Here is an 18,271-nt window from a genome sequence, read left to right as displayed (position 1 = left end):
CAAAAATACTATCGATAAATGCTGTTTAATCTATACATCACATTACATGAAGATTGCCTATTGATAATTACTTTTGAATATACTCCTTCAAGCATTATCTTATTGATTCGTCTAATCAAGATAATAGCTAGTAAATCTAGCAGTAGGGATTCCTGGAATCAAAAAAGTTCTGCAGTCCCTAAAGGGAAATCATGAATTTGCCAGTTCCACTTGCCAAGTTTCAGAGTAGTGGAATGGTATGCGTAGGCCAATAATGAAAATGGTACATTTTCATTCCTTACCTGGCCCTAGCTGTCAGTAGCCAGCCTTATTCGAAGATAGTTTGAACTGATTTAGCAATGAGATCAACGCACTTTGTTGAGCTGCTTGCGACCAGACTGCAAACTTTTTTCGATGGAAGGGATACCGGATGCGACACATTGTTTTCGGCAGATTCACTGTACTAAAAATTTATCATAAAGCTGTTTAGCTTTCGCACTAGTTGTATTCTCTATAATTGTAAAAAGTTTGTTTTTCCAATTCAATTTGTGCTAAGGTTATTAGTGAAGAAGGAGTGTTTAAATGAAACCATTAATGAAAGAATTAACCACCTTCCACGAAACAAAGGACAATCCGTTTCGTCTCTTAGGTGCTGGCATCTGTATGCTCACCATTTTACTGCTAGGCTATGCCTTAAACGATTTATCCATCGGCAGTTTTGGCTCACTAGGTATTTTTACCTTCCTATATTATCAAAATATCCCAATCAAACAACTTGCAACTCGCTTAAGTTTAGTCGGTAGTTGTCTTTTAATCGGTAACTTTTTAGGCATGCTTTCAACGCATCTTGATTGGACTGCTCCGATTTTAGTCGGCCTCGTTGCCTTTTTTGGCAGATTACTCTTCCGTTTATTCAAAATTGCTAAGCCCGGCGTGTTCTTCATCGTTATGGTCACTGGGATGGGGACTAGCACGAAGATTCCCTTAGAAAATATCCCTAAGATGAGCCTTTATTTCTTAATAGGTCTGGCCATTTCAATTATTGCTGCTTGTTTAGTCCAATTAACTGAAAAAACAGCACCTGTACCCGTTCCAAAAATTTCTCTTCAAGAACGTCTTTATACGGATCCAGCGGCGATTGTCGATGCCCTATTTTATGGCGGAATTTTATTTTTTGCCGTCTATCTCAGCCAAGCCTTACAGCTGGTCAATCCTTATTGGTTAGTCATTTCTTGTGCGGCCATCTTACAAGGAGATAATCTGCGGGCTATGATGCATCGCAATATCCAACGAATTTTTGGGACATCGATTGGCATTCTGATTGCCGCTTTTCTATTAAATTTACCTTTAACCACGCTCCAATCCATCATTATCATTACCTTGCTGTACTTAACTGTCGAAGTTTTCGTTCGACGAAACTATGCAGTCGCAAACTTTTTCACAACACCTATGACGTTGATGCTTTCAACATTAGCGCGCCAGCAATATATTTTCACACTTATCCAATATCGTTTTTTAGGAATCGTTTTGGGTAGTTTATTAGGCGTCCTCTCAGCGTGGATTATGGTCACTGGTTTAACCTTTTATAATCGAGCCTTTCAACTACATGAAACGGTGCATGACGATATCGAAGATTAATCGACGTGTCACTCGGCTCGCAAACACGCAGTCAGGTGTTCACAGAAAGTCTTAGCCACAAATGAATCGACCGCAATAAATTTAGTACGCGAAGGAGTGCAGGCAGTGTTAATTCTATTTTATCGAGCAATTTTTGGTCTACTCATATGCCTAGTCTTGGGCTTTTTTGCTTACTTGACGAAACAGCTGACTGCATCTGGTGCAGCTGCACTCTGTCTAATTGGAACGCTGCTAACGACATTCGGTTCTTGGTTCACTTGGATCTTGATTTGCCTCTTTTTCTGTAGTTCTGGTGCGATCCATTTATTCAAGAAATTCTTTTTTGCCCACACAGAAGATTCTATTGCTGATAAAGGGGCAACAAGAGATGCAGCGCAGGTTTTTGCCAATAGTCTGCCGGCAATCATCAGCTTGCTCCTCTACGCTATTACCTCAAATGAATTATTTTTGATTGGCTATGTCGCAGGAATTGCCGGCGCGACCGCTGACACTTGGGCTTCTGAGATTGGTCAGCTCAGCACAACTGCGCCGCGCTCTGTACTCACACTAAAAAAACTGCCCACTGGTACTTCCGGCGGCGTAACTTTTCTAGGAACACTTGCTTCAATTGGTGGTGCTCTTCTAATTTCCAGTAGCTTTTGGCTGTTAGCCAGTTTATCTCAACAAATGCAGCCAACTTCTGCCAGCTATTTTGTTGTCCCTTCGCTCTGTGGCATGCTCGCCTCGTTTATTGACAGTCTCTTAGGTGCCAGTTTTCAAGCGCGCTACCAATGTTCAGTCTGCCATCAGTGGACGGAAAGTCTCGTTCATCACGGACAAAAAACACAACTCATAAAAGGCTTTTCCTGGCTCAATAACGATAAAGTCAACTTGATTAGTGGCTGCTTAACGATCCTAATTGGCTGGCTTTTATGGATAACTTTTATTCACTGATGCGAATCGAATCCAACACAAAAAAGCAAGAGAATGGAGTGTAAACTCCCTCATTCTCTTGCTTTTTATTATTTATCTGTCGACAATTTTCACTAATCTAAGAAGTCTGTTAAATTTACTGTCAGACCATTCAGTATGTATAGTCCTAAGAAAGGACCTGCTAGAGGACACGCAGCTTAGTCCAGATACATTTGTTTTAGTAACTGATAATCAGACGAGCTCAAGCGCAAAATTTCTTTCCCGTAGGATTTAACGTCACCGAAGTTTTCGTCAATCAGCTGATAGGCATGGTCAAGATAAGCTTTTTCGACTTCCATCGCCACCTTCACTCCTGCCAATTGGCCTTCCGTCATGCCGCGCTCAGCCGCTTCTTTTAAGAAGATTTCATTCGGTTTTTGACGCTGAACATTGGTTTTCAAGTAATCTTCATAGATAGTTTCTCTTGGCACATCTAGAAATTCTAAAGTCAGTGCTGCCGCTACACCAGTTCGGTCTTTTCCGGCAAAACAGTGGAACAAGACACTACCAGACTCTGTTTTTAATAGCTCTTCGAAATACTCGCGATAGCCTTGTTGGGCACCTTCATTGACAATCAAATTCGTATACAAATTCTTCATATGATTGCTCACCTGCTGAGTATCACTCATATCCAACAAGTCTTCCATACTGCCGTTATCATGTACTTCCTTCATGATATCAATCCAGTGATAGCTCACCGCATCCAACTCATCATCCGGACGCGTAGAGATTTCGTGTTCCCCACGCAAGTCGATAATTTTATTTAATTCGTGTTTTTTCAAGACGTCGCGACTCGTTTCATTAATCTGAAAAACTTCACCAGAACGCAGCAGACGATTATGTTTCACCTGGCGCCCTTCTTTATTTTTCAAGCCACCTAATTCTCTAAAGTTTGCTAAATTCATACATTTCCTCCTATCAAATGGGTACTAAAAATGGGTACTAAATGGTCACTAATCGTAATTTGGTAATATTTTTGTATGTCGAAAGCTCTTCGATGACTTCCGCATAGGTTAAGCCTCTAGGTAAATCAATCGTATAAATATTGGTATAAATTCGATAATCCTCAACAAATTTGACATCAAAATTGACATCCTCAATCTCAATTTTACGATCCTCAAAATATTGTGAAATAAAACTTTTGGTTTCTTCTCGATGGATATACTGCACCTCAAGCTTCTTGGTCGCAGGAATGTGAATAATTCGTTTGACCAACGTCAGAGCAAAGAAAACAGCTAAAAAACTAGAAATTGCAATTGCATAAAAGCCCATGCCTGTCGCAATGCCGACTCCAGCTACCGCCCAAAGAGAGGCTGCCGTCGTCAATCCAGTAACGGAACGCTTCGTGACAATAATCGTCCCCGCGCCTAGAAAACCAACCCCGCTAACGACCTGCGCAATCAACCGTGCTTCATCTGAACGAATCACGCCGGCCAACTTAGGATTTTCGATTGCTGCATGAATCGCGCTACTAGCAATCTCGACTTGAATCAAGGCAATAATTGTTGCTCCCAGACACACCAATATGTGCGTACGCATACCAGCCGGTCGACTCTTATACTGCCGCTCAAAGCCAACCACGCCACCTATTAAAATTGCTAACACGAGACGGATAATAATTTCAGGTATAGTTAATGGACTTCCCATTTTTTCGGTCACCTCACTCCTTTAACTATACCACTCTTAGGCCAAATTATCACCTGAGACCAAGTGGTACCAACAGCTACATTCAACCATAGATCAACTATTCAAATAAGCTCGAACTTCCTGATCATAGGCATACTTTTTATTGACGACAGATAGAAATGCTCGATCGTGGGTCCGATTCAGGCCTTTCGTCAGCGTCTCTTCATACAATTCAAGGTAAGGAAGCTTGGCTTTTTTCGCTCGCGCTAATTCTTCATCAATATCATAAGCGATTTGCCGAAAATCAACAGCCACTGAACCATCCTCATCAACTGTGAGTAGCGCGTAATGTGCTCGACCCGCTTTCCATAAATTCTCTCTGGCACAAAATGGATAGCCAATCGCACCGGGATTAATCACCAGCTGCTCCGACTGACTATAACGCATCATTTGATGATGTACATGCCCATAGACCGCAACATCAAGCGTTTCATCAGGAAATAATTGATCAAAATTTTCTTGATTGGCTGTCGGCAGTAATGCTCGGCCACTGTTCGTCGTCGGTAAATTATGACTAATACTAAAGGTGATGCCGTTGACCGTTTTCAGCTGATTCAGCGGCCGACTTTCTAACAACATTCTATTTTCTGACGTCAATCGCTCCAACAAATCCAACCCTAATTTCGCTATGTAAATATCCGATGCATCCTCTGGATCTATGTGCTCAGACTTATCATGGACCATCAAAAACAAGTCATCCCAATTCCCCTTGACCCACACAGACGGCTGTAACGAGTCAATTAACGCAAAAATTTCTGCGGCACCCCAACCCTGCATAACCACATCGCCTAAAATCCAGCAGTCAGTGATCCAAGCTGCCCTCGCATCCGCAATTGCCGCTTCAAACGCGGTCACATTGCCGTGGATATCTGAAAATATTGCGATTGTTTGCTTCATTAATTCACGCCCCTTTTCGCTTCTTCCCTAAGTAAGAAAGTCACTTCTTTCCTTAATGATACAGGAGTCTCGATTCTTTTTGAAGCTCTTTTTGGGACAGCTTATCTCAAAGATGAAAATAAAAAGTCCAAGAGTTCGTCTGGCTATTCGCCACTGACTACTCTTAGACTTTTCACTTATTTATGATTGGACTTATCCGTTTATTTTCTCGTCACAATGTCCGAATTTCTCTTTAAAATAGACAGGCTACTCACTGACTACTTATTTTAATTTGCTACCAGCTGCCTCGTCAATAATAACAACAACATCCGCATGATTTTGCAAAGCACTAGCTGGCACATGAGTCGTCACTGCTCCATTAACCATCGCTTTAATCGCGTCAGCTTTGTTTTCACCATAGGCCATCAGAATCATTTTTTTACCCTTCATAATAGAACCAATGCCCATTGAGATAGCTTTCGTTGGTACATCTTCAACCTTATCAAAATAACGTTTATTCGATTCAATTGTCGACTCAGTTAAGTTAACCACAGCTGTCCCGCCATCAAGCGGTGCGCCAGGCTCATTAAAGCCGATATGGCCATTTGTACCGATTCCTAAAATTTGAATGTCAATCGGATGTTCATCAATAATCGCATCATAGTGCGCACATTCAGCCTCAGGATTCTCAGCTTTGCCGTTAGGAACGAATGTTTCTTTGAATGGCTTGGTATCGAATAGTTGAACATTCATGAAATGACGATAGCTCTGCGCATCATCGCCACCTAAACCTAGATATTCATCAAGGTTAATTGAAACCATCTCGCTAAAATCCAAATCGCTATTTCTCATTTCTCTATATAACGTTTCCGGTGTGCTGCCTGTCGCTAAGCCTAAAACCTTTGCACCGTTGCTTATGCCTGATTGAATAATTTCAAATGCTTTTTTTCCGCCTTCTTCAGCATCTTTCACACGAATGATTTCCATGGTGATGACTCCTTTATCGTCTGTATTTTTTGGTATAGTCCAATTATAGCACCGTTTATTAGGTTGCGCAAGCATATTCCCTTCTTTTTTTGCCGATAAAAGCGCGCCGCCAGTGGTTTTCAGCCATTTTTCTATTCAAATTAAAATTGGTCTATATCTCCATTTATTTGTAAGAAGTTTTATACCTGTCTTTCATAGCCCTACTGACAAATTGGACTAAACGCAAAAAAAAATAAAATTATTTCTCAACACACCGAATAATTTCGACGCCATCGCTTGACAGAGAAAATTTCTGATGATACAGTCTATTACAACAAACAAGAAGAGGTGTTCTGCGATGAACAGTCATAATAATCTCCCTCTAATTAGAGAAGTAGCTTTTAACAATTGGACGATGAAGCATTGTTAGAAGCATATACAATAGGATTCCCATCCACTCTTCATCGAAAAACCGTCTCTTTTTGACAGGCTTATTTGTCATTGACGTTTTTCGATTAATGTATTTGTATATTACGCTATCAACAATCGCTTTTGTTGGTAGCTTTTTTCATTTCAGCAGAAAAGAGCGACTCTCTTTATCTGCTATTTTTATGTATAGAAAGAAGGAACAGATATGTTAACAATCACAAATATCACGCAACAATTCGGCGATAAAATTCTTTACGAAGGCCTCGATTTACAATTAAATTCTGGTGAACACATGGGCCTAATCGGTCAAAACGGAGCCGGCAAAAGTACCCTTATCAAAATTATCACCGGTGAAATTCTACCTGATGACGGTCGAATCGTTTGGCAAAAAAATGCCCACGTCGGCTACTTAGATCAATATGTCGAAGTCGAAGAATCCCTCAGTATTCGTGAATTTCTCCGTTCTGCTTTTAAAGAGGAATTTGAAAAAGAAGCTGAGATTGGCCGATTGTATACTGAATACGGCGAAACCCTCGACGATCGTTTACTAGAAAAAGCCGGACGCCTGCAAACTCAATTAGACCAAGGCGATTTTTATCAGATTGATACACTAGTCAATGAGATGAGTACTGGCCTCGGTATCAATATTCTCGGTATGGATACCCAACTCAAAAATCTCAGCGGTGGACAGCGTTCGAAACTCATTTTAGCCAAGCTATTACTGGAAAAACCAGACGTCTTAATCTTGGATGAACCCACCAACCACTTAGATGATGAGCACATTACCTGGCTGACACAATTCCTCCAAGAATTCCCTGGAGCCTTTCTAGTAGTCTCCCATGATCGCGCCTTCCTCAATCAAATCACGACACATATTGCTGATATTGAATTTGGTCGACTCATCAAATATACCGGAAATCTGACACAAGCCTTGAAACAGAAAGAACAAAATCGCGAATCCTATCTGCGTCAATATCATGCCCAACAAAAACAGATTGAGAAAACAGAAAGTTATATTCGTAAATACAAAGCCGGTTCACGTTCAACCATGGCTAAAAGTCGGCAAAAGCAACTCGATAAAATCGAGCGACTCACACCGCCAGGCAGTACCGCGAAACCTAATTTTGATTTCCCTTACGCGCCAATCGTGACTACCTTAGCCTTAGAAACAACCGCATTGGAGATTGGTTACGAGCGGCCCCTCCTAGATCCGATTAATTTGACGATTCGTTACGGAGAAAAAGTGGCTATTCGCGGCTTCAACGGTATCGGAAAATCAACGCTCTTAAAAACCTTGATTGGCGAGATAAATAAACTCGGTGGAGATTTCCATTTCCCTGAAAACACTCAGATTAATTATTTCTCACAAGATTTAGTCTGGCATAACCCATTTGAAACACCGCTACAATATTTAAGTGACTTATATCCAAAAGCCACTATCAAAGAATTACGTAAACATCTGTCACGCGCCGGCTTACCTAACCAGCTAGCACAAGAACCGCTTTCGACACTCAGTGGGGGCGAACAAACCAAAGTCAAACTCTGTCAGATGACCATGCAAAAAGGCAACTTTCTAATTCTCGATGAGCCCACTAACCATATCGATCAAGAAACAAAAGTCAGCCTGCAACAAAGCCTAGCCAGCTTCGCCGGCACCGTCATCATCGTCTCCCACGAACAAGAATTTTATCAAGATATCACTAGCCGCGTGATTGATATTAGTGTGGACTAGGTGAGAGATTAGAACAAAGAGAAGCTAAACAATCAACCCAAAAAGATTATGAACACAAACATAATGTTTACGTTCATAATCTTTTCGTGTTATAATTTTTGTATACAAATATACAAGGAGGCTAGCTTATGTTTGTCGGTCGAAAGAATGAACTACAAAAATTAAATGAACTTGAAAAGAGTACGCAATTTGAATTTCTCACTTTATATGGTAGACGACGCGTAGGTAAAACAGCCTTACTTGATGAGTTTGTTAAAGGTAAAAAAGTCATTTATTATTTAGCTCAACAAGCAAATGATAAAACCAACCTCGATGATTTTTCATCTGTCATCTATCGTTACTTTGGTTTACCTGATTCGACGCCAGCTTTTTCTAGATGGGATCATGCCTTATCTTTTATTTATGAGCAATCAACACAGATGACAGAAAAAATCATTTTGATTATCGATGAATACTCTTATGCGGCTGAATCCAATAAGAGTCTCGGTTCCATGCTGCAACATACCATTGATCACCAATTTAAACAGTCAAATATATTTCTGATTCTCTGCAGTAGTTACATTAGTTTTGTAGAGAAAAACGTGATTGGCTACAACGCCCCGCTCTATGGAAGGCGCTCAGCAACGATGAAATTACGACCTTTTGATTATAAAACAACCGGTGAGCTACTTGGAAATATCTCAAATGTCGATAAAATTAGCTATTATGCAACCTTGGGTGGGATTCCATTTTATCTTAATCTAATCCGCCCTGAAGATAGTTTTGAAAGTAATATTCAACGACTCTTTTTTGAACTAGATGGCACGCTCTATGCAGAACCAGCCATTCTAATTAATGAAGAATTACGTGAACCAGCAAACTATAACTCTATTCTGCAAGCCATCGCGACTGGCAATGAAACCAGTGCTCAAATCAGTCAAAAAACCGGAATTCCAGCTACAAGCTTGCCCAGATATCTCAATACTTTAATCGGCATGGATTTCATCGAAAAGCTTGTACCTTTCGGTGAAAATCTTGAAAAATCAAAAAAAGGCAAATATCAAATGAAAGATAATTTACTGCGTTTTTGGTACCGTTTTGTTTTCTTCAATCGAAATATGATTGAAAGAGGATTGGGTAGCCGCTTGGCTGAAAAGAAAATCTTATCTAAAGAAAACATGTCGACATTTATAGGGAAACCTGTTTTCGAAGAAATCTGTCTTGATTACCTAAATCTTCAAGCTTTAGACGATAAACTCGATTTGTTCCCAACGACATTTGGAACTTGGTGGGGCACCGATTCTGCCTCAAGATTACCAACCGATGTTGATGTTGTGGTCAGTGATGAGTTCGATCATAAAATTATTTTGGGTGAATGTAAGTGGCGTAACGACTTCAATGCCAAAGAAGAATTCTCAAAATTAACTGAAAAATCCCGACTCTTTCCTAACTATCAAGCCAGCTATTTCTTCTTCATGAAACAAGAGCCGACTGTCACGGTTCAAGAGCTAGCTGATGAAATGCAGATTACACTTGTGACACTGAATAATTTATTTGACTAACGCAAAAACGGACAACCTGAGAATGAGTAATTTCTCTCGTTGTCCATTTTACTTATTTATCTTTGTTGCCTAACTTATTCTTGCTATCAGTTAGCTTTATTCTTCTAAAGATTTGCCATTTGATTCAATCACTTCTTTGTACCAGTAGAAGCTCTTCTTCTTATAACGATTCAAGGTACCACTGCCATCTTCTTGACGGTCAACATAGATTAAGCCATAGCGTTTTTTCAATTCTGCTGTTGTGAAGCTGACTAAATCGATACAGCCCCATGAGGTATACCCCATGATTTCAACGCCATCTTTGATTGCTTCACTGACTTGTACAAGGTGATCATTCATGTATTGAATCCGATAATCATCATAAACGGTTTTTGATCCATCTTCTAATTCGACGACTTCATCGACTGCGCCCAAGCCATTTTCTACGATAAATAATGGCTTTTGGTAACGGTCATAGAGATTATTTAAATAGTAACGTAAGCCTTCTGGATCAATCTGCCAGCCCCATTCACTCGCTTCTAAATAAGGATTAGGCACGCCACCTAGAATATTTCCTTCGCCTGTTTCCTGATTTGGATCTGTTGATTCACAGGTTGACATGTAGTAACTAAACGAAATGAAATCAACAGTTTCTTTTAATGAAGACAGATCATCTTCAGTGATTTCTAACTGAATGTTTTGCTCTTCGAAGAAACGACGCGTATAGCTTGGATAATAACCACGAACCTGAATGTCCGAGAAGTAATAATTTTCTCGCTCTGTTTCCAAAGATTTAAGGACATCTTTAGGCGCTGGAGTCAGCGGATAGACCGGCATTCCTAAAACCATACAGCCGATTTGTGCGTTTGGACTGATCTCATGACAAGCCTTAACCGCTTTGGCACTAGCTACTAATTCATGATGAATTGCTTGGTAGATATCCTGTTTACTCAATTCTTCAAGTGGTGTATAAATCCCGCCACTCAAGAAAGGCGCATGGGTAATTGAATTGATTTCATTAAATGTCAACCAGTATTTTACCTTATCTTTGTATCGCGTAAAGACCGTCTTCGCATAGTGTTCAAAGAAGCCAATCAATTCGCGACTACGCCAGCCATCATAGGTTTTAGATAAATGTAAGGGCGTTTCGTAATGTGATAAAGTAACTAAAGGTTCAATGCCATATTTAGCACATTCATCAAAGACTTTATCATAAAAGGCTAATCCTGCTTCATTCGGTTCCGTTTCATCGCCCATTGGAAAAATTCTCGACCAAGCGATTGAAAGTCTAAATACTTTGAAGCCCATTTCTGCAAACAGTTTGATATCTTCTTTGTAGCGGTGATAAAAATCAATCCCTACTAACTTAAGATTATCCGGTGTTGGTTCACTTGTTGGACGGCCCTTCCAGCCTTTTGGTGCGACATCTTCAACACTTAGTCCTTTGCCATCCTCATTATAAGCTCCTTCTGCTTGGTTCGCAGCGATTGCGCCACCCCACAGGAAGTTTTCTGGAAATTTAGTCATCTTCATTTCTCCTTAATTAAACCGCATAGATAATCGGTTCATTTTCAGTCGTATTTTTCATCTCTTCTTTTGCAACAACTTCAATATAATCCTTCGAATTAGTCACAACAATCGGTGTAATAATATCGTAGCCCGCTGCTTTAATTTTCGCAAAGTCAGCCGTTAATAAAAGCTGTCCTTTTTCAACACGGTCGCCTGCTTCAACAAAACTTTCAAAGTATTTTCCATCTAACTCAACCGTATCAATGCCGACATGAATTAATAATTCGATACCTGAATCGCTGACTAAACCAATCGCATGTTTCGTTGGAAAAATAGCTGCTACGGTGCCGCTGAAAGGCGCTACTATTTGATTATCTTCAGGAAGAATAGCGATTCCCTCACCCATCATTTTTGCAGAGAAAGCTGAATCATTGACTTCTTCTAAAGGAATCACTTGCCCTTTTACAGGTGCAAAAACTCTTTTTGGATCATGACTGCCACTCTCGATAGAATCAGGAACACTCACTCTCTCTGTTGCATCTGGTTCTTCATCAATCCCAAAAACAAGTGTTAGCACGAAGGTAATAATAATTGAAGCAATCGCTACGATAACGGCATTGATGATGTTACCATTTCCTTCACCACCAATAAACTGTGGTAACGATACAAGTGAAGGTACAGCGAATGCATAAGACTCAAGTCCAGTGAAGCCCATGTAAACTCCACAAATTCCACCAGCAATCATCGCTGCATAAAGTGGCTTTTTATATTTTAACGTCACACCGTACAATGCTGGCTCCGTAACACCCGCTAAGAGTGCCGAAATCCCGGCTGCTAGAGATACAGTTTTTAAGTTTTTATCTTTTGCTTTCAGTGATACAGCTAGACAAGCTGCTCCTTGCGCGATGTTAGCAGCTAACATCGCTGGTAAAATTAGCACATCTGGATTTTGAACAGAAGCAATCAAGAAGATTGGTGCAAACGCCCAATGCATCCCTGTCATAACGATTAATGGCATTAAAGCACCCATAATTCCTAATGCTAAGAAGCCAGCTTTTCCTTGAATCCATAAAATGATTGTTGATAACAACTGTCCAGCGTAGGTTCCTAAAGGTCCTACAACAACTAAAGCTAAAATCCCAGAAATCAAAATTACTAGTAACGGTTTTAAGAAGCTCTTCAAAACAGTCGGAATAACTTTATCAAAGGCACCTTCAATATATTTCATCAACCAAACCATTAATAGAATCGGAATAACTGATGAACTATAAGTCGCTAGAGTGATTGGTAAGCCAAAAATACTGACTGGATCTCCCGCATCCACCATTGCCGTAAAGTTAGGATGTAGCATAATTCCACCGATTGTCACAGCCAGCATCGGTGTCACACCAAATTTTTGAGCCGCTGTATAAGCCAACATCACCGGCATGAAATAAAATGGCGCATCGCCGAAAAATGCCAATATTTGGTAACTTTGCGCTGATTCATTGAGCCAACCTAATAATGGCAATAAAATCAAGATAACTTTGATCATCCCACCACCAATAAGGGCCGGAATTAACGGTGACATACAACCAGAAATAACATCGACAAAGGCGTCAAATAGATTTTTCTTTTCTTTTTCTCCAACAGAGGCATCACTGCTGAAATTCCCTAACTTGGTCAATGCTTTGTAATAATTAGCAACATCATTTCCCATGATGACCTGATATTGGCCACCTTTTTTCATAACACCCATGACACCTGGAATTTTTTTGACTTTTGCGTCATCAACTAATTTTTCATTCTTTAAAACAAACCGTAAACGTGTCATACAATGGGTAACTGACTGAACATTGTCTTTTGTGCCCACTTCTTGCAATATTTCTTTGACTGATTCTGAATAATTCATCTTTTCTCCTCCTAAAAAAAATAACCTAAAACCAGCTTGATTGCTCAGCTGTGTCTTAGGTCATGCTCCGTTTGGATAACATCCTATTATAAATTCTTTGTTATTCTTCTAATATGCACAGTCAAGTATAGAATCTCCGTGCAGCTTAACTCGTACTCATGTTGCACCTTGACAAACTCTTTAATCTTCAATGCACATTCATACTCTTTTTGATATTTTTTCTTCATCATCTCTAGTAACTCGGCATCTGTATCCTCGTAGTGATCGCCTAATAGTAACCGTTGCGCGAAGAACTTTACATGGGTAATGAAACGATAATAGTCTAATGAGCTTTCATCAAATTCCGTTCGATAGAACTCTTTGACAATCTGTTCCACTTGTTTAGTAATTTCAGCAATCCCATAGGCCAAACCATCGCCTTGCGACATTTCCGCATTTACAAAATGGGTAGCAATGAAGGCTGCTTCATCAATTTCCAAACTGACGTGTAACTCATTTCGAATAATTTCAATCGCTTTCTCACCAATCACGTACTCATCTGGATAAAATCTAGCGATATCCCATCTCAAAGGATTTTTCAAAATAATTCCTTCTGCATAACGCTCAATCGTTGAATGAATATGATCTGTTAAATTCACATAAATAATTTCATTTAAGTTCTTACCCAGTTTAATTTTACCAAAGTTAATAATTTTTTCGGCCACTAGAATTTGTTCCATCGGGACCGCAATCATCAACTCCGTAAACTTGTTTTGAGTGGCTTTGTCGCGTAGAATAAATGTTTTTTCAACCTCTTCAATCGACACTTGGTCACCCTTTTTTTTACCAAAAGCAATTCCTTTACCCATTAATAAAACGTCTAATCCCTTGCTGTTGCAGGAGATTACTGTATTATTATTTAGCACTCGTTTTATGATCATAATTATCCCCGCTAACTAATCATTGCAATAAAAAAGCCCACTTACCAGCACGACATCTCTGTGCTACGTAAATAGGTCCTGCTCACATCTTTGCGATAACATCCACTCTTCAACTGTTAGAGGCTCGTCATGCTTACCCGAAGTAATAACATCAAACCTTACTTAAAATACTATCATCATCTGAAACCGATGTCAATCGGAATTTTTCACCATTATTTCCTACATCTTTTAGATACTACTCATTACGCGCGATATGTTTTCAGCTGTTTATACTTGATTAAACAAAAAAAACGGACAACCGAGAATGAATGCTTTCTCTCGTTGTCCGTTTGTACTTACTTTATTTTTTGCCGTTTCTATCAGCAAATTCATCCCTCATTAAATGTCGCTTTCTCTACTTCCTAGAAGCTTTCAGAACTCATGACTTAAGATGTCCTCTTGATAGCTTGTCGGAATAACTTGGCGGGTATCCCCGTCAATGAATAACAAAGAACCATCGCCAATCGGTTGGCCGTCTCTAGTCAGACTAAAAGTATCGACGTCGATCAGATCCATCCATTCATCAATATTCGAGACTGGCGAATGTCCGACAATTTGTTTCGGATAATTAGGATTGGCCTGCGTCAACAAACTATAATGGTAGTCCGCCCAAACAATTGAGCCATATTCCGCATCGCCACCACGGGCTGTATCAATGGTATCTTCCAGTTCAAACAGTAATTTTTTGGTCTCTGCTGTCCCAAACTGTAAATCATCAAAGATCGCAAAGGGTAATTCCCCCTGACCAACTGCCCCGGCATGCGTAAATAGCCACTCACCAGCTTGAAAATACAATCGTGGTTCAAGCGCTTCAAGATAACCCGTCATTGCGCGTTGAATCTCAAGTAATGGGGCACTGTAATAGCGATAATTTTGGGTAAGGTAAGGAAGATCGTGATTGCCTAATAAACAAATTACGGTCATTGATTCGCGTTTTTTCTTGACCCATTGTACCAGATAGCTCATCTCATCCTCATATCTATCGACATTGACATTTTGATTCCATTCGTCGAGGTAATCCCCCATTAGGACAATCGTATCAACCTCGACCGTTTGCAATGCCTGATCCACTAAAGGTAAAATCACGGTCTGTTTCAGATGCATGTCGCCCACTGCTAATACTCCACTCATCAAGAATCATCCTCCTTCAACGCTCTACTTAATAATCGACTCTATCCAAGAATAGCGCATGAGCTGGTACGGTTTCGCCGGCTTCTTGTCTGATTTTTGTTTCGAATACTTCATCAATCACTGAAACTTCTAATTTACCTAAACCAATCTCGATCAATGTCCCCGTCAAGATACGAACCATTTTGTGTAAAAAGCCATTGCCTTCAAAGGTAAAATGAAGCAAGTTGCCTTCTTCTTCAATCGTCAGGTTTTGAATTGTTCGAGTCGTTGATTTCTTGGTTTTTTTCAACGCTGAAAAGCCAGCAAAATCATGCGTACCGATTAATTTTTCACAAGCTTGATTCATTTTTTCAATGTCCAATTTTTGCGGCACATGAAAGCTAAAATTCCGATTCAAGGCAGATGGCACTGCATGATTCCAGACATAATAGCTATACTGTTTCCCTTTGGCATTGTAGCGGGCGTGGAATCGTTCAGGCTCCTCAGCAACTGCTGTAATCACAATATCATTCGGCAAATAGCGATTGAAAAAGACCTGCATTTCTTCGCGCGTCATCTCGGTTGTCGTTTTAAAATTAGCAACTTGTCCTCTAGCATGGGTGCCAGCATCTGTTCTGCCTGAACCAACAATTTCAATTTCTTCGCCAGTCATTTTAGTAATGACCCCTTCAATTTTCCCTTGAATCGTTTTATCTGAATCCCCCAGACGTTGCCAACCCAAGTAGCGCTTGCCATCATATTCAATCGTTAATTTAATATTTCTCATTTTATTTCTGCCTTCTTCCTTTTCCACTTACATTTATACTTACTACTTATTCTTCATCTTCACACTACTTCAATCAACTATCGTTTAAATCTCAAACCATAGGGTGAATCAATCACCTGATACTTATGTTTTTCCATCATCTGAGTATAGTAATCAATCTGCTCTTTACATAACGCCATTAGGGCTTTATAATCCGACTCATTTCGACAAAAAATATCACAGCCACGGTCATCATAAATATGAATCAGCAGCTCTTTTTCGGGATTCATCAGCACCAGATGATTACTCATTCTCGCAGCCGTTGCATCTAGTCCAGGAAAATCTTGATGAACGAGCGCCTTAACTATTTTGTACAGCTGACTCGGATGCTTCAGCGAATAGCGCATCGTCCGCAACAACGTTTCTTCCTGATCACCAGCGCAATACCCGTACTGATCACTGAGTACTTGCTTGCTATGAATAAATTGATTCAAGCGCTTCGGCTAGTAGACATATTCAAAAAAGACCACCTGCGAAGCTTCAGCAAAAATAACATCAATGACGCTGTTTAAAAAGCCAGTTACTTTCGTTAACGTCGCTTTAGACATTTCTTTTTCAGCTCGTCCATAATAGTCAGAAAGGTCCAGCCGAAAATGATAGGCACGTGTCCCATCGAAAGTCAAAAAACAGTCAGTCTTATACGCATATTCACTAATAAAAGTTGTCCGTAATTGCTGCGTCAGCTGATTAATTATTGATTGGTTGATTGATTGGTTAATTCCTTGATTTGTTTCTTGTTCAATCGGTTGTGGATTGTGTTGGATACTCATAATCTATTCCCTCCAATTCATAGCCTTCTCTATGATAGCACACTCACGAAGGCTCTAGTGGTTTTGGCGAAGGAAAAGAAAAATATCTTTCAAATGAGTCAAGTTGCGCTCATCTGAAAGATATTTCCTACTATTAAAAAACTAATTTTGAATTATTTTCAGATGACTTATTAGATCAGTCATCCAATTGATTTGTTTATTTTGCTAAAACGCGTGCTGCGGCTTGTTTCTTCAATTGTACATAGACAAAGTTTAGAATTAAGCCTACAACTGCGATACCGATCGCCACATAGAAGGCATTGGTAAAGTCACCAGCATTTGATGTCGCCATGCTGACTGCCACACGCGGGCCAACAAAGGCTGCGGCTGAGTAACCACAGAAGATAATTCCGTAGTTGACACCTTGATTTCTTGGTCCGTAATTTTCCATAACGATGGGTGGGAAAACGCCCATCACGCCACCGAAACAAAGGCCAAGAATAATAATTCCTAGCGCGAACCCAATTTGTGAAGATAAGGTTACGAGTAATAGGAAGGCCACAATAATTACGCCAAAAATAATCGTCAAGGCATTGTTCCGACCAATTTTATCAGAAATAGTGCCCCAGATGACACGACCCATACAGTTACTTAGTGAGTACAGACTCACATAAAAGGCCGCTGTTGCCGCTGATATACCGAACATTTCTTGTCCGATAACTGAAGCATTCGAAGCAATCATTAAGCCTGAGAAAGCACCGGTAAATAACATAAAGAAGATTACGTAAAATTGAGGTGTTTGTAACATTTTGACCCAATTTTTATTAACCGCAGGCCCACCTGCAGCAGAAGTTGGTGGTGTCCATCCCTCTGGCTGATAGTTCGCTGGCGCTGATTTGATAAAAATACTCGCCACCGCCACAATCACCATATAAGCAATGCCTAGCATCCGGAAAGCATGTAAAGCATCCTGCGCTTCAATCAGCAAGTTGACGATAGGCGCCGCGACAATCGCCGCTCCACCCATGCCGGCTGTAATAATCCCAGAAGCCAGACCGCGTTTGTCCGGGAACAGACGAATCGTGTTACTCAGACAACCAGAATAGGCTAACCCTTGACCCACTCCGCCGATCACGCCATACGTCAGATAAAGCATCGCCGGACTGCTGACAAAACCTGATAGGAAAAATCCTAGGCCAAACAATAAGCCACCCACGGCTATCGACCATTTGGCCCAGCCTTTATCGGTTAAAAATCCACCTAAGATCATCGGAATCGGTCCGACAGCCGAATTGATGGTGAAGGCGAGCATAATCTCCGCCATACTCCATCCTCTCAACGCGCTCAAAGGTCCCGCAAACACACTAAACGCATAAATTGCGCCCGTACATAACAAAACAGTGGTTGAGGCTGCTAACACCAGCCATCTATTAATCGATTTATTCATTCT

General features: G+C 40.4%; 16 protein-coding genes. 4 read left to right on the top strand and 12 right to left on the bottom strand.

From position 1 onward, the window contains the following. Positions 1-561 precede the first annotated feature (561 nt). Together BAU15_RS00725 and BAU15_RS00720 are read left to right on the top strand one after the other, a co-directional pair. Positions 562-1,617 carry an FUSC family protein gene (locus tag BAU15_RS00725; RefSeq protein WP_161840835.1) on the top strand — a complete coding sequence of 352 codons (1,056 nt, stop codon included), beginning with the start codon at positions 562-564 and terminating at the stop codon, positions 1,615-1,617. Between the two features lie 105 nt (positions 1,618-1,722). Then, on the top strand, positions 1,723-2,550 hold the full coding sequence (locus BAU15_RS00720) for a DUF92 domain-containing protein (protein ID WP_161840834.1): 828 nt from the start codon (positions 1,723-1,725) through the stop codon (positions 2,548-2,550). A gap of 176 nt (positions 2,551-2,726) precedes the next feature. Here BAU15_RS00720 and BAU15_RS00715 read toward each other — a convergent pair whose 3' ends face one another. The 4 genes from BAU15_RS00715 to BAU15_RS00700 form a co-directional block, all read right to left on the bottom strand. Continuing rightward, positions 2,727-3,473, bottom strand: coding sequence for a tyrosine-protein phosphatase (locus BAU15_RS00715; protein ID WP_161840833.1), 747 nt, complete (start codon positions 3,471-3,473; stop codon positions 2,727-2,729). Between the two features lie 37 nt (positions 3,474-3,510). Next, a complete protein-coding gene (locus BAU15_RS00710) occupies positions 3,511-4,215 on the bottom strand; it encodes an MgtC/SapB family protein (RefSeq protein ID WP_161840832.1) in 705 nt (234 codons plus the stop codon). A 93-nt stretch (positions 4,216-4,308) separates the two neighbouring features. Further along, positions 4,309-5,151: a metallophosphoesterase family protein gene (locus BAU15_RS00705; RefSeq protein WP_161840831.1), complete on the bottom strand. Its 843-nt coding sequence runs from the start codon at positions 5,149-5,151 to the stop codon at positions 4,309-4,311. A gap of 261 nt (positions 5,152-5,412) precedes the next feature. Continuing rightward, positions 5,413-6,117, bottom strand: coding sequence for a glucosamine-6-phosphate deaminase (locus tag BAU15_RS00700; RefSeq protein WP_161840830.1), 705 nt, complete (start codon positions 6,115-6,117; stop codon positions 5,413-5,415). 613 nt (positions 6,118-6,730) lie between these two features. Between BAU15_RS00700 and BAU15_RS00695 the strand changes: the two genes are divergently transcribed. Together BAU15_RS00695 and BAU15_RS00690 are read left to right on the top strand one after the other, a co-directional pair. Beyond that, positions 6,731-8,257 (top strand): ABC-F family ATP-binding cassette domain-containing protein, encoded by a 1,527-nt coding sequence (locus BAU15_RS00695; protein ID WP_161840829.1) that lies wholly within the window; start codon positions 6,731-6,733, stop codon positions 8,255-8,257. 128 nt (positions 8,258-8,385) lie between these two features. Next, on the top strand, positions 8,386-9,798 hold the full coding sequence (locus tag BAU15_RS00690) for an ATP-binding protein (RefSeq protein ID WP_161840828.1): 1,413 nt from the start codon (positions 8,386-8,388) through the stop codon (positions 9,796-9,798). Between the two features lie 96 nt (positions 9,799-9,894). Here BAU15_RS00690 and BAU15_RS00685 read toward each other — a convergent pair whose 3' ends face one another. From BAU15_RS00685 to BAU15_RS00650, 8 genes are all read right to left on the bottom strand, one after another. Next, entirely contained in the window at positions 9,895-11,304 is a 1,410-nt protein-coding gene (locus tag BAU15_RS00685) for a glycoside hydrolase family 1 protein (protein WP_161840827.1), read from the bottom strand. A 16-nt stretch (positions 11,305-11,320) separates the two neighbouring features. Further along, entirely contained in the window at positions 11,321-13,177 is a 1,857-nt protein-coding gene (locus tag BAU15_RS00680; RefSeq protein ID WP_161840826.1) for a beta-glucoside-specific PTS transporter subunit IIABC, read from the bottom strand. Between the two features lie 86 nt (positions 13,178-13,263). Next, positions 13,264-14,097: a BglG family transcription antiterminator LicT gene (licT, locus tag BAU15_RS00675; protein WP_161840825.1), complete on the bottom strand. Its 834-nt coding sequence runs from the start codon at positions 14,095-14,097 to the stop codon at positions 13,264-13,266. Between the two features lie 411 nt (positions 14,098-14,508). Continuing rightward, positions 14,509-15,267, bottom strand: a complete 759-nt coding sequence (locus tag BAU15_RS00670) for a metallophosphoesterase (protein WP_161840824.1) — start codon at positions 15,265-15,267, stop codon at positions 14,509-14,511. A 28-nt stretch (positions 15,268-15,295) separates the two neighbouring features. Further along, on the bottom strand, positions 15,296-16,033 hold the full coding sequence (gene truA, locus BAU15_RS00665; RefSeq protein WP_161840823.1) for a tRNA pseudouridine(38-40) synthase TruA: 738 nt from the start codon (positions 16,031-16,033) through the stop codon (positions 15,296-15,298). Positions 16,034-16,110: 77 nt separating this feature from the next. Next, the gene (locus BAU15_RS00660; RefSeq protein ID WP_161840822.1) at positions 16,111-16,506 is read right to left on the bottom strand and encodes a DUF3885 domain-containing protein; all 396 of its coding nucleotides are present in this window, start codon (positions 16,504-16,506) and stop codon (positions 16,111-16,113) included. A 9-nt stretch (positions 16,507-16,515) separates the two neighbouring features. Beyond that, positions 16,516-16,842 carry a hypothetical protein gene (locus tag BAU15_RS00655; RefSeq protein ID WP_161840821.1) on the bottom strand — a complete coding sequence of 109 codons (327 nt, stop codon included), beginning with the start codon at positions 16,840-16,842 and terminating at the stop codon, positions 16,516-16,518. Between the two features lie 196 nt (positions 16,843-17,038). Next, on the bottom strand, positions 17,039-18,268 hold the full coding sequence (locus BAU15_RS00650) for an L-lactate MFS transporter (RefSeq protein ID WP_161840820.1): 1,230 nt from the start codon (positions 18,266-18,268) through the stop codon (positions 17,039-17,041). Between the last annotated feature and the right edge of the window lie 3 nt (positions 18,269-18,271).

The sequence above is a fragment of the Candidatus Enterococcus huntleyi genome (genome assembly GCF_009933175.1).
Lineage (GTDB): Bacteria > Bacillota > Bacilli > Lactobacillales > Enterococcaceae > Enterococcus_K > Enterococcus_K huntleyi.
This window is presented reverse-complemented; position numbering and strand designations above follow the sequence as displayed.

What these genes read in the sequence shown, in the direction of transcription:
- BAU15_RS00680 (WP_161840826.1), bottom strand. Translation starts at nt 13,177, where the DNA reads ATGAATTATTCAGAATCAGTCAAAGAAATATTGCAAGAAGTGGGCACA.
- BAU15_RS00670 (WP_161840824.1), bottom strand. Translation starts at nt 15,267, where the DNA reads ATGAGTGGAGTATTAGCAGTGGGCGACATGCATCTGAAACAGACCGTG.
- BAU15_RS00650 (WP_161840820.1), bottom strand. Translation starts at nt 18,268, where the DNA reads ATGAATAAATCGATTAATAGATGGCTGGTGTTAGCAGCCTCAACCACT.
- licT (WP_161840825.1), bottom strand. Translation starts at nt 14,097, where the DNA reads ATGATCATAAAACGAGTGCTAAATAATAATACAGTAATCTCCTGCAAC.
- BAU15_RS00695 (WP_161840829.1), top strand. Translation starts at nt 6,731, where the DNA reads ATGTTAACAATCACAAATATCACGCAACAATTCGGCGATAAAATTCTT.
- truA (WP_161840823.1), bottom strand. Translation starts at nt 16,033, where the DNA reads ATGAGAAATATTAAATTAACGATTGAATATGATGGCAAGCGCTACTTG.
- BAU15_RS00715 (WP_161840833.1), bottom strand. Translation starts at nt 3,473, where the DNA reads ATGAATTTAGCAAACTTTAGAGAATTAGGTGGCTTGAAAAATAAAGAA.
- BAU15_RS00690 (WP_161840828.1), top strand. Translation starts at nt 8,386, where the DNA reads ATGTTTGTCGGTCGAAAGAATGAACTACAAAAATTAAATGAACTTGAA.
- BAU15_RS00655 (WP_161840821.1), bottom strand. Translation starts at nt 16,842, where the DNA reads ATGAGTATCCAACACAATCCACAACCGATTGAACAAGAAACAAATCAA.
- BAU15_RS00705 (WP_161840831.1), bottom strand. Translation starts at nt 5,151, where the DNA reads ATGAAGCAAACAATCGCAATATTTTCAGATATCCACGGCAATGTGACC.
- BAU15_RS00685 (WP_161840827.1), bottom strand. Translation starts at nt 11,304, where the DNA reads ATGACTAAATTTCCAGAAAACTTCCTGTGGGGTGGCGCAATCGCTGCG.
- BAU15_RS00710 (WP_161840832.1), bottom strand. Translation starts at nt 4,215, where the DNA reads ATGGGAAGTCCATTAACTATACCTGAAATTATTATCCGTCTCGTGTTA.
- BAU15_RS00700 (WP_161840830.1), bottom strand. Translation starts at nt 6,117, where the DNA reads ATGGAAATCATTCGTGTGAAAGATGCTGAAGAAGGCGGAAAAAAAGCA.
- BAU15_RS00725 (WP_161840835.1), top strand. Translation starts at nt 562, where the DNA reads ATGAAACCATTAATGAAAGAATTAACCACCTTCCACGAAACAAAGGAC.